The following is an 11579-nucleotide window of genomic DNA, read 5'->3' on the forward strand; positions in this document are numbered from 1 at the left end:
TGCATCTCATTGGATCGAAATACAAACCCGATGCGTAAGCCAGGCGATCGCCTCGGGAATCTCGTCGGGGCCGGCGTCGACCGGCTGAATCATGCACTCGCTTGCGCTTCGGGCTTGTATCGGGGGCTCGAATCAAGCAATGCCTAAACGACTATTCCGCAAGGAACCGGAGTCGCCGATATGAAGAAACACCCGTCCGGATTCACTCTGATCGAGCTGTTGGTGGTGATCGCGATCATCGCCGTTCTGATCGCCTTGCTGCTTCCCGCGGTGCAATCGGCCCGCGAGGCGGCGCGGCGGATGCAGTGCATCAACAACCTCAAGCAGATGGGCTTGGGGCTGTCGAACTACGAGAGTTCCGTCGGCACGCTGCCGCCGTCGATGACGATGGCCGGCAAGGGGAACGTCGTCTCCTGGATCAGCGGCTGGAGCGCCCAGGCCCGGATTCTGCCGCACATGGAGGGGGGCAACCTGTTCAACGCGGCGAATCTCAGCATCTGGAAAGAGGAGCCCCCGAACACGACGGTCGTCGCGTCGACGGTGGGGTTCTTCATCTGCCCGAGCGAAATCCACCCCGAGCCCGCGCTCAAGGATTACGGTTACACGGGCGTGATCAACTACGGCTTCTGCATGGGCGACTGGTACGTCTTCGGCGGGATCGGCGCGCAGGACAACCGGACCGCGTTCAGCCACAACCGAGGGCGGCGGCTGGCGGCGATCACCGACGGCCTCAGCAATACGATCATGGCGGCCGAGGTCAAGGCATATCAGACCGCCTCGCACTGCAAGTTCTTCGGACTCTCGCAGATCAACGACCCCAACAACGTCCCGCCCTCCACCGCCTCCCCGAGCGTCGTGGCGCCCGAATACAACAACGGCGCATGCCCGTTTTTCAACCTGTTCCACGTCGAATGGTCCGACGGCAACGTCCACGCCACCGGCTTCTCATCCGCCTGGCCCCCCAACTTCCGGATCGTCGGGACCAGGGCGGACAACCTCGGTGCCGAGCTTGACCTCAACGGCGTCAATGACGAAAACGGTGGCCCGACCTTCGCCGCCATCACCTCCCGGAGCTACCACCCCGGCGGCGTCAACGTCCTGTTCGGCGACGGCAGCGCCCGGTTCATCAAGAGCACCATCGCCGGCCCCGTCTGGCGCGCCCTCGGCTCCATCGCCGGCGGCGAGGTCGTCTCCAGCGACTCGTACTGACCACGTACAAACGCCGCCATGGACAATCCTCCGTCGTGCGTGGACAACGTCCAGCCGCGGCGCAAGCTTAATTAATTTTCAGAATAGGCATAAGTTCATGTCACGAACCTGATTGCTCGTCGGTCGGGACGACGGCACCGTGTTTGCACTGACGCCCTGATGCTCACAACGCCGTGATCTCCTTTCGGGGCCGACCGATATGAAACGTTCGCGCGGGTTCACTCTGATCGAGTTGTTGGTGGTGATCGCGATCATCGCCGTATTGATCGCACTGTTGCTGCCGGCGGTGCAGTCGGCGCGTGAGGCGGCGCGGCGGATCCAGTGCACGAACAACCTCAAGCAGCTCGGGCTGGCGCTGCACAATTACTTGAGCGTCAACAGCGCCCTGCCGATGGCGCTGACGATTCAGGGCAAGGGCCAGGTGGTCCAGTGGACCAACTCGTGGGGGCCGTACGCGCGGGTGTTGCCGTACTCGGAGCAGGGGAACCTGTTCAACAACATCAATTTCGCCGTCGACATGCAGACGCCGCCGAACACGACGGCGACGGCGAACGTGATCTCGTTCATCATCTGCCCGAGCGAGGTCAAGCCGCCGGTCCGAATCGTCACTGGAGGCGGCTACGGGATCGCTACGTATGGATTCGTTGAGGGCGATTGGTTCGTATGGGGAGGGTTCGACAACCCGATGCGCAACCGGAGCGCGTTCGGCGTGAACCAGAGCCGCAGCCTGGCGGAGTTCACCGACGGCACGAGCAACACGCTGTTCATGTCGGAGGGCAAGGCGTACCTGACGTACTACCGCGACTGCCCGACGTTCAGCCAGGTCAACGACCCGAACAACGTCCCGCCCCCCACCGCCGATCCGAAGTCGATCGTCCCAGAATACCAGAGCGGCTGCGTGATCCGCCTGGACGAGGGGCGGACACAGTGGTTCGAGTCGGGCGTCCATCACAACGGCCTCACCACGGCCTGGCCCCCCAACAAGAAGACTCCGGGCGGGCCCGGCAACATTTACGCCGATATCGACATCAATTGCAGCCGCGAGAAGCTAGGCCGGCCGTCGTTCGCCGCCGTCACGGCCCGAAGCTACCACCCCGGCGGCGTCAACGCGATGCTCGGCGACGGCTCGGTTCGGTTCGTCAAGGATTCGATCAACGGCTTCACCTGGCGGGCGCTCGGCAGCGTCGCCGGCGGGGAAGTCATCAGCGCCGACAGCTTCTGACGAACAAGGATCGACCGATGCATCGCTTCCATTTCCTCGCGTCGTCGATCGCGCTCGTCGCGCTGCTCCTGACGGCCGCCGGCTGCGGCGGGGCAGGGGCTTCCGCCTCGGCCCCGTCGCACGACGACGCTCTTCAGCACGTCCGCTCGGCCCTCGACGCTTGGAAGGGGGGCAAGGTCAAAGACCTGGCGACGGCCCAGCCGCCGATCCGGTTCGTCGACCCCGACCAGGCTGCCGGCGCAAAGCTCGACGACTACAAGATCGGCGACGCCCCCGCCACCGTGGCTCACGTCGTCGACGTCCCCGTCGAGCTGACTCTCACCGACAAGAAACGTAAGACGCGCACCCTCTCGACCGCTTTCCAGGTCGTCGCCGAACCCGGCGTGTCGGTCCTGCGCAACGACCCGTGATCCGGGGGCCGGGACGGCGGATCCGACGCCGCCGAGACGTGCAATCCGACGATTCGGCCGTCGTCAGTCTTGCCCTGTCCCTTCGGCGGTCGCATTGTCAAGAAACGTGGCGGACGGTACGAAGAAAAGGCTGCCTGTTACGGCTCGGCTGAAATCCAACAGCCGGTCGTAGTTGCCGGGAGGATTTCCCACGAACATGTTTTCAAGCATTTGCTCGATGGTTTCCGGGGACCGGCTGTAGCCGATGAAGTAGGTGCCGCGCTCGCCCCCCGCGTTGCCGAAGGGCATGTTGTCGCGGAGGATCTTGATCTCCTTGCCGTCCTTCACGATGGTCGTGAGGACATTGTGCGCCGAGGACGGTTTGCTGGCGTCGTCCAGTTCGATGTCCGAAAGCTTGGCGCGGCCGACGATGCGCTCCTGCGTTTCCGTGGGCAATGCGTTCCACCCCGTCAGATCGTGGAGGTATTTCTGCACGATGACGTAGCTTCCGCCGGCGAACCCCGGGTCCTCCTCGCCGATGCGCGTGGCGTCGATCGCGGCCTGGGCCGAAGGATTCTCGGTCCCGTCGACGAATCCCAGGAGATCGCGCGCGTCGAAGTAGCGAAAACCATGCACCTCGTCTACCACGGCAACCGCGGTTCCGAGGCGCGTCATGATTTGAGTCGCGAGTTCGAAGCAGAGATCAAAATGCTGGGCGCGAATGTGGAACAGGAGATCGCCGGGGGTGGCGACGGCATGGCGTCCGGAAGCGCGGATCTCGCGGAACGGGTGCAATTGCGCCGGGCGCGGCTGACCAAACAGCCGGTCCCACGCATCTGACCCGATTCCCAAGACGCACGATAGACTGGGAGCCGCGGCCCGAAACCCCACGGCTCGCACAAGCGAGGCCAGGTCGCCGCAGAGGGAGCGCACCTCCCCGGGAGGATCGACGCCCGGGTTGATGGTCGCGACCAGAAACAGCGCTGCTCGCGTCAGCGGTGCGTCCACCGGCTGCGGAAGGGGAACGGCTTCCATACTTCACTCCGAAAAGGTCAATGGGACGCGATGACGGCAGCCTCACTCGCCAAGCCAGGCCTTGCGGCGGGCTTTCTGGGCGGCGGTGGCGGCGGGGGCGACTTCGAGGGCCCAGCCTCTCGGGGGCTCCTGGCCGAAGACGGCTTCGAGACGCTGGAAGCGGTCACGGCGGGCGATCAGGACCGAGACCTTCTCGCCGGGGCGGAAGTAATCCATCCGCTTGGCCCACTGGCCGGCGGTGATGCGGTCTTCGCCGACTCCAAGGATCTCGTCGCCGACGTTGAAGCCGGCCTCGTAGCCGGGCGTTCCGCGCTTGACCTGGCTGACCACAAGGCGGCCGTCCTCGGTCTTCGTGGCCAGGCCGAGCCAGGCTTTCGGCGGCTTGGCGCCGTTGGGCTTCTTCTCTTCCTTCTCCTTGATGAACCGGATTCCGAACCAGTCGCAGACCTCGTCGTAGTCGAGTTCGTCGGTCGTCTTGAGCGCCTTCTGGAAGAACGCCGAGAGATCGACTCCGGCGACCTCGGCGGCCGTGGCCTGGAACTGCTCGTGGGTGTAGCCCTTCGGGCCGGAATAGCGCGTGTAGGCCAGCCGCATGACGTCGTCGAGGCTCTTGGCGCCGTTGGTCGCCTTGCGGATCTTGGCGTCGAGCAAGAAGGCGACGACCGCCCCCTTCACGTAGTAGCTCACGTTCGTGTTCGGGGTGTTCTCGTCGCGGCGGTAGAATTTGATCCAGGCGTCGTACGACGAATCTTCGAGAGGCTGCACGAGCCGGCCGGGCGTGGTCTGGAGCCGCTCGACGTCGTTGATCGTCTTGTCCTCGGCGGCCGAGGGCGGGTCGCCGGCCAGGTACTCGTCGAGGCTGCAAAGGCCGGCGCGACGGACCAGGAGGCGGTCGTAGTAGCTGGTGATCCCCTCGGCGACCCATAGGCTCGGCGTGTGGACCTCGTTCTCGTAGTCGAACGGACCCAGCTCGACCGGCCGCAGCCGCTTGACGTTCCACGTGTGAAAATATTCGTGACTGACCAGGTTGAGCCAGCCCAGGTAGCTCGCCCGCGCGCGGGTGGCCCACCGGCTGGCCATCAGGACCGTCGAGTTCTTGTGCTCGAGCCCGCCGCCGGCCTCGCAGAGGAGGTTGAAGAAGACGTACTTCTTGTAAGGCAGCGAGCCCCAGAACGCCTTCTGGGCGCGGACGATCGTCTCGACGTCGCGGGCCGACCGAGGGCCGTCCCACAGCCCGCCTTCGGCCTCGTTGAGCAACACGTGGGGGATGCCGTCGACCTCGAACTCGTACAGCGACGGGTTGCCGGCGTAGATCGGGCTGTCGACCAGTTCATCGAAATCGGCGGCGGCGTAATGGTGAGGCGTCCCGCCGGCCGCGGCGGGCAGGCTGGTGACGCTCGACTTCCACCCCGAGGCCGGCTCGACCGTCACTTCGTGGGGGCGCGGATCCGAGTCGGCGAGGGTCAAAAACGTCGCCGCGCCGTTGAGGATCGCGAACGAGGCGTCGATCCAGTTCGACTGCACCGACATCGTCCGGCCGTAAACCCGGTACGTCAGCTTGACCTCGGCGGCGCCCTGGGTCGCGACCTTCCAGCGGTTCTTGCGGACCTTCGCCGCCGCCAGGCTCCGGCCGTCGGGGGTCGTCGCGGCGAGCTGGTCGATGTTCTTGGCGAACTCGCGCACCAGGTACGAGCCCGGCGTCCAGACCGGCATCATCAGCTCGACTTCGGCCCGGCCGGCCGACGGCACGCGGGCTTCGACCTCGACGTAATGCGTCTGGGGCGCGGGAAATCGCAGAACGTAGCGGATCGGCTCGGCGGACCGGCCCTCCGTGGTCGTGAGAATCGTCATGAGGAATCCGAAGAGAAGAGTTGAAACTGGTGAATCGAAACGAGTCATTCCGCCCTCGCTGTTCAGGAGCCGCTCCCCCGACCGTCGTGATCTTCGTGAAGGAGAAGGCCCGGCTATTCTAAAGAGTTCCCACTCCGACTGGGAACCGACCGGCGGCGATCACGCGCCGAGATTCCAGAGCCGGGCAGCACGCGGGCGAGAACAAGATGTTAGTAATATTGAAATATGGGGAAGTTTAATGAATAAGTGTGCGTTGCGAACTCCGAGCCCTGCCGATGAAAATGCGAGGCAGGTCCGGGGCCGACTACGAGCCCGAAGAGCCAGCGAGTGAATGGTTCGAACGGCCCAACGCCGATTCACTCGCTGGCGCTTCGGGCTGCCATGAAAATCCCAGTCTGTGGTTTGCCGTAGGGGCGCCCCTTGTGGGCGCCCGATCGCCGAGCGTGAGCGGTCGACGTGAAACGAACCGGGCACCCACAAGGGGCGCCTCTACAGGACCTGGTCGTGACGCCAGGAGAAAAGTCCCCATTTTCATGACGCCGGGCGTCTGCCAAAGGCTCGGCGCGTGAGCCGACGGGGCTGCTTTATGAAGAAGCTTTCATGAGCAAAGGAAGTTAAAATAAATCCGCTCGTTTTCATTGACCCGTTTGGGGCGGCTGGCGAATATAGTTTGGCGATCCGTCAATTAGACAAATAAGACATCGTCGCCTCGAGTGCGGGCGGAGGCGATCGTGCGCGCCGCCGCCGCCAGTCTCTATGTTTCTTCATGCGCAGCTCCTGCAACGAATTACGGCGGGACGGCGGCTTCAGGTCGACCACAGGTTCTGGGAGTTCCCATCGGGGCCGATGCGGGCCGCCGCGGGGTCGTCGGTTTGCGACGAGACGAACGGGAGACTCGCCTCGTTTCATGGGCGACGACCGCAAAGATTCACAACAGCGGCCGAGCCGTGAGTCGGGTTTTGCACGTCGCGTCCGTCGCGGCGTCGTCCTCATTGAATCTCATCAACGTTTGCAAGGGGGAGTCTCATGCGTCATGTGCGTCATGGGTTCACACTGATTGAACTCCTGGTGGTGATCGCGATCATCGCGGTCTTGATCGCGCTGTTGCTGCCGGCGGTGCAGTCGGCGCGTGAGGCGGCCCGGCGGTCGCAGTGCACCAACAACCTCAAGCAGATCGGGCTGGCGCTGCACAATTACCACACCGCCACCAATACGTTTCCGCCGGGGGCGTCGAAGAACCCCAAGGACTGGCCTGGCGACAGCGACCTGATCTGGAGTTCCTGGAGCGCCCACGGTCTGCTCTTGCCGTACCTGGAGCAGCAGACGCTGTACAGCGCCGCCAACTTCTCGTGGGGCGTGAATCCCTACGGCGATCCCTGCTACTACATCAACAGCACGGTGGTCAACACGGTCGTCAGCGGGTTCAACTGTCCTTCCGACGCGAACTCGCTGAAGCCCAACCTGAACAACTACTTCGCGTCGGTGGGGACCACGACCGATTTCATGGCCGCCGACTGCTGGGGAGGGATCAACCCGAACTGCCGGCCCACGGGCAGCACCGGCATGTTCGCCTACTTCCTGAGCTACGGGCTCAGGGACGCCACCGACGGCTCGTCGAATACGATCGCCTTCTCCGAGTCGCTCACCGGCAAGGCGAACGTCGGCAACGGTTTTCGCGGCAACAGCACGCGCGGGATCAGCGACCCCGGCGCCGTCATGTACGACGCCTCGACCAACCCCAAGATCATCCTCCAGGGCTTGCAGAATTGCGCCGACGGGTTCAAGAACAACATGAACATCGCCTCCAACAAGGGCCAGCTCTGGGCGTTCGGGGCGCGGGCCTACGCGCTGTTCCAGACGATTCAGGTCCCCAACGACAGTCAGTACCCGTTCGGCTCGTGCCAGTTCGGCTGCGACGGCTGCGGGCTCGACCAGTCGTGGTCGGTCGGCGCCAGCAGCTTCCACCCGGGGGGCGCCAACACCCTGATGTCCGACGGCAGCGTCCGGTTCGTCAAGGACTCGGTCGCCCGGATGACCTGGTGGGCTCTCGGCACCCGCGAGAACGGCGAGGTCATCAGCTCCGACGCCTATTGATCTTTCGGTTCGAACCGATTTTCCACCGAGGCTCCGATGCGAACGCTCCGAATTCTCGCGATCTCCGCGCCGCTGCTGGTCCTGTCGACGTCCGGTCTGTTTGTGCTCGCCGGCTGCGACAGCGCGCCTGCGCCCGGCACCGTGGCCTCGCCCATCGATAAGGCCGAGGCCGCCAAGCAGAACCAGGCGATGGAAGACTTCATGAAGGGCAAGAAGGGGAAGACCCCCGCCAAGTACGCCACGAAAACGCCGTGATGCCGAATCGCCTGGATCGCTGACCCTTGGCGGTCGGAAGTCCCGACGATACAAAATCGAAGCGCCAGCGAGTGAACCCGCCCACGCCTCGGGAGATTCACTCGCTGGCGCTTCGAGCTTGTATCGGCCGTCCCCGGCCGGGAGACGGCCCGCGAAAGGTGACGGATTCACGAGATTCGGTATGAGTCCATCCCGACTCCCCGGCCCGAGAACGCACGACTCGCGCGGCGATCGCGTCTCTTTCCGCGCCGTTTCGTGAGAGGCGGCAAGCTGTTGCGATCACTCGTGAACCTGGATTCAAGGCGCGGCGTTCGCGTCGATCGGCGGGGCGTCGAGTAGTCGATAGCCGAACAAATGGCGTTCCTTGATGAGGCTCGCGACGGTCGGGGGCACCATCGTTTCCCAGGACGGATCGCCGTTGCAGATCTTCGTCAGGACGTCGCGTGAGAAGATCCCCAAGTAGTCCCGATTGTAGAAATCGATGCTCTCGATGTAGCCGTTCTCCGCGAGGTGGTCGTAGAGCCCCTGGAGACTCGGGGAGACCTTGAGCTTCTGCACGGTGACGAGATGCCGCGTCGCTCCGTCCAGCAACGGATAAACGTAGAGCTTGAGATCGTTCCGGAACAGTCTCCCGAACGATTCGAGGATGCCCCCTTCGAGGTGCTCGTAGTACCGCTCGTCGAACAGGTCGATCAGGCTCGGTATGCCCATCGTGATGCCGATCGGCAGCTTGGTGCAGCGTCGCAGGTAGGTGGCCAGTCGGTAGTATTCGAAGTAATCCGAGATCAGCACGGTCGCGCCCGTCGCGGCCAGCACGTCGGCGCGGGCGAGGAAATCGTCGTAGTCGATCTCGCCGTTCTCCCCGCAGGTCGACCGCAGGTTGCGCATCGTCAGTTCCATCAGGGTCACGATCTCCGGCTCGGCTGCCCCTTCCTGGCGCAGGCCGACGTGATTGAGGAACTGCTGGCGCGCGGAGTAGAGCATGTCCATGTTGACATGCGTGACCGGTCGAAAGGAGCCGCGCTCCACCAGGATCGGCTTCTTGTGGAGAACCTCGGAAGGCTGTAAGACCTCGCCGGTGGCCGAGAACATCGCGGCGTCGCTGAGTTCGAGCTGGACGAGTTTCAGGCTCATCAGCCGATGGTCGATCCCCCGGAACTCGGGCCCGGAGAACTTGATCATGTCCACCTCGATCCGCTCGGCGGTGAGGTCGTCGATCAAGGAATGCATCAGGTCGTCGGACGCCGCGAAATGGTAGAGCGCGCCGTAGATCAGGTTGACGCCGATGATGCCCAACGCCTGCTGCTGGGCCACGTTGTCCTTGTCGAGCATCCGCACGTGCGCCACGATCTGGCTTGGCTCGGCGCCTGGCGTCGCCTGATACTTGATGCCCATCCAGCCGTGGCACTCGTTCGTCCCTTGGAAGTTGCGAGCGGCCACGGTGTCGGCGAAGACGAAGAAGTCGGTGTCCGCCCCGCGCTTGTCTTGGAGTCGCTCCTGGAGCAGGGCGTACTCGTAGTCGAGCATCGTCTGGAGCCGGTCCCGCGACACGTAGCGGGGCGAGGGGCCGTAGATGGCGTCGCTGACGGTCATGTCATAGGCCGAGATGCTTTTCGCGATCGTCCCAGCCGCTCCGCCCACCTGAAAGAACCATCGCACGACCTCCTGGCCGGCGCCGATCTCGGCGAACGTCCCGTACTTGCGCGGGTCCAGGTTGATGGCCAACGCCTTCTGCTGAGTCACCAGATTCTTGCGGTCGGTCTTCGGATCCAAGCTCGCCTCCATCCTTCGCGTCGTCCTCCATCCGGCCCCGTTCGGGCGGAGCGAGCATTATATCAAGACCGACCGGTCGGCGGTTCCTGAGCCTTCCGCCAGAGGTGAGCGAGTGAATCGAAGCGAGCCTTCAGGAGTCAACTCAATGAGCCCGAAGCGCCAGCCAGTGAATCGTCCGAGACCGGCTCGGGTTCACTTGCTGGCGCTTCGGGCTCGTATCGGCCCCTCGGGCGATGGATGCTTGGCGACTCGGTGTCAGGCCAAAAGCGCCTTGATGACGTGGGCTTGCTCGACTCCGGTCAGTTTCTGGTCGAGGCCCTGGTAGCGGTAGGTGAACCGCTGGTGGTCGTAGCCCAGAAGTTGGAGGATGCTGGCGTGGAAGTCGCGGATGTGGACGGGGTCCTTGACGATGTTGTACGAGAACTCGTCGGTCTCGCCGTACACGGTCCCCGGGCGCGAGCCGCCGCCGGCCATCCACATGGTGAAGCACCGCGGGTGGTGGTCGCGGCCGTAGTTGTCGTGCGACAGGCCCCCTTGCGAGTAGATCGTCCGGCCGAACTCGCCGCCCCAGATCACCAGGGTTTCGTCGAGCAGCCCGCGCGCCTTGAGGTCCTGGACGAGGCCGTAGCAGGGCTGGTCGACGTCCTTGCACTGGCTGGGCATGCGGCCGGCGACGTTGCCGTGGTGGTCCCAGTTGTTGTGGTAGATCTGGACGAACCGGACCCCGCGCTCGACCATCCGCCGGGCCAAAAGCGCCGAGTTGGCGAACGAGCCGGGCTTCTTGGCGTCCTCGCCGTAGAGCTTGTAAGTCGACTCGGGCTCGCCGGCCGTGTTGGTCAGGTCGGGGACGCTCGCCTGCATCCGGAACGCCAGCTCGTACTGCTCGATCCGCGTGTGGGTCTCGGGATCGCCCACCTGGCGGTAATTCATCTCGTTGAGCGCCCGTAGGCCGTCGAGAGTGTCGCGGCGGACTTCGGACGAGACGCCGGGGGGGTTGTTGATGAACAGGATCGGGTCGCCGCTGGTGCGGAACGAGACCCCGGCGTGCTGGCCCGGCAGGTAGCCGGACGACCAGATCCGGGCCGAGATCGCCTGAAGCTGCTCGGTGTTGCTCGGCCTGGCCACCAGCACCACGAACGTCGGCAAGTTGTCGTTCAGCGAGCCCAGACCGTAGCTGACCCACGACCCCAGGCACGGCTTGCCGGTGATCTGGTTGCCGGTCTGGATGTACGAGATCGCCGGCTCGTGGTTGATCGCCTCGGTGTGCATGCTCCGGATGAAGCACATGTCGTCGACCATCTTGGCCGTGTGCGGCAGCATCTCGCTGACCCACATCCCCGACTTGCCGTGCTGGGCGAACTTATACTTGGAGGGCGCGATCGGGAACCGCGACTGGCCGCTCGTCATCGTCGTCAGCCGCTGACCCTGGCGGACCGACTCGGGGAGGTCCTTGTCGTACCACTCGGCCATCTTCGGCTTGTAGTCGTACAGGTCCATCTGCGACGGGCCGCCGACCATGTGCAGGTAGATGACGTGCTTGGCCTTGGGGGCGAAATGCGTCTTGATCGCGTTGACGTCGTGCTCGAGCTTGCCGGCCCGGGCCGCCGGCGCGAGCCCCTCGCGACCCAGCAGCGAAGCCAGGCCCGCCCAGCCCACCGCGTTGCCGCCCCGACGGAAGAACTGCCGGCGGGTCTCGTATCGAGCGTAATCGTCGAAGAGGCTCATAGTTCGTCCTCGCTAATGCGTTGATC

9 protein-coding genes are annotated in these 11579 nt (G+C 64.3%); 5 read left to right on the forward strand and 4 right to left on the reverse strand.

The features are described from left to right. The first annotated feature begins 180 nt into the window (after positions 1–180). The 3 genes from BSF38_RS17195 (at position 181) to BSF38_RS17205 (ending at position 2841) form a co-directional block, all read left to right on the forward strand. Positions 181–1209, forward strand: a complete 1029-nt coding sequence (locus BSF38_RS17195) for a DUF1559 family PulG-like putative transporter (protein WP_076347639.1) — start codon at positions 181–183, stop codon at positions 1207–1209. Between the two features lie 199 nt (positions 1210–1408). Beyond that, positions 1409–2431 carry a DUF1559 family PulG-like putative transporter gene (locus BSF38_RS17200; RefSeq protein ID WP_076347641.1) on the forward strand — a complete coding sequence of 341 codons (1023 nt, stop codon included), beginning with the start codon at positions 1409–1411 and terminating at the stop codon, positions 2429–2431. A 17-nt stretch (positions 2432–2448) separates the two neighbouring features. Continuing rightward, entirely contained in the window at positions 2449–2841 is a 393-nt protein-coding gene (locus BSF38_RS17205; RefSeq protein WP_083713021.1) for a hypothetical protein, read from the forward strand. Positions 2842–2904: 63 nt separating this feature from the next. Here BSF38_RS17205 and BSF38_RS17210 read toward each other — a convergent pair whose 3' ends face one another. Continuing rightward, complete coding sequence (locus tag BSF38_RS17210; protein ID WP_076347643.1) at positions 2905–3855, reverse strand: Dyp-type peroxidase; 951 nt, start codon at positions 3853–3855, stop codon at positions 2905–2907. Positions 3856–3897: 42 nt separating this feature from the next. After that, the gene (locus BSF38_RS17215; protein ID WP_076347645.1) at positions 3898–5706 is read right to left on the reverse strand and encodes a M61 family metallopeptidase; all 1809 of its coding nucleotides are present in this window, start codon (positions 5704–5706) and stop codon (positions 3898–3900) included. A 1026-nt stretch (positions 5707–6732) separates the two neighbouring features. On the opposite strand from BSF38_RS17215, the gene BSF38_RS17220 reads away from it, so the two are divergent. Next, a complete protein-coding gene (locus BSF38_RS17220; protein WP_076347647.1) occupies positions 6733–7800 on the forward strand; it encodes a DUF1559 domain-containing protein in 1068 nt (355 codons plus the stop codon). A 36-nt stretch (positions 7801–7836) separates the two neighbouring features. Beyond that, entirely contained in the window at positions 7837–8055 is a 219-nt protein-coding gene (locus BSF38_RS17225) for a hypothetical protein (RefSeq protein ID WP_076347649.1), read from the forward strand. A 297-nt stretch (positions 8056–8352) separates the two neighbouring features. Here the strand turns inward: BSF38_RS17225 and BSF38_RS17230 are convergent, their stop codons facing one another. Continuing rightward, positions 8353–9828: a TonB-dependent receptor gene (locus BSF38_RS17230; RefSeq protein WP_237170499.1), complete on the reverse strand. Its 1476-nt coding sequence runs from the start codon at positions 9826–9828 to the stop codon at positions 8353–8355. 255 nt (positions 9829–10083) lie between these two features. Next, entirely contained in the window at positions 10084–11553 is a 1470-nt protein-coding gene (locus BSF38_RS17235; protein WP_076347653.1) for a DUF1501 domain-containing protein, read from the reverse strand. Positions 11554–11579: the final 26 nt, after the last annotated feature.

It is taken from the genome of Paludisphaera borealis, from assembly GCF_001956985.1.
Lineage (GTDB): Bacteria > Planctomycetota > Planctomycetia > Isosphaerales > Isosphaeraceae > Paludisphaera > Paludisphaera borealis.

Bases quoted from the DNA above. Each gene is read 5' to 3' on its own strand.
- BSF38_RS17195 (WP_076347639.1), top strand. From the start codon at position 181: ATGAAGAAACACCCGTCCGGATTCACTCTGATCGAGCTGTTGGTGGTG.
- BSF38_RS17200 (WP_076347641.1), top strand. From the start codon at position 1,409: ATGAAACGTTCGCGCGGGTTCACTCTGATCGAGTTGTTGGTGGTGATC.
- BSF38_RS17205 (WP_083713021.1), top strand. From the start codon at position 2,449: ATGCATCGCTTCCATTTCCTCGCGTCGTCGATCGCGCTCGTCGCGCTG.
- BSF38_RS17210 (WP_076347643.1), bottom strand. From the start codon at position 3,855: ATGGAAGCCGTTCCCCTTCCGCAGCCGGTGGACGCACCGCTGACGCGA.
- BSF38_RS17215 (WP_076347645.1), bottom strand. From the start codon at position 5,706: ATGACGATTCTCACGACCACGGAGGGCCGGTCCGCCGAGCCGATCCGC.
- BSF38_RS17220 (WP_076347647.1), top strand. From the start codon at position 6,733: ATGCGTCATGTGCGTCATGGGTTCACACTGATTGAACTCCTGGTGGTG.
- BSF38_RS17225 (WP_076347649.1), top strand. From the start codon at position 7,837: ATGCGAACGCTCCGAATTCTCGCGATCTCCGCGCCGCTGCTGGTCCTG.
- BSF38_RS17235 (WP_076347653.1), bottom strand. From the start codon at position 11,553: ATGAGCCTCTTCGACGATTACGCTCGATACGAGACCCGCCGGCAGTTC.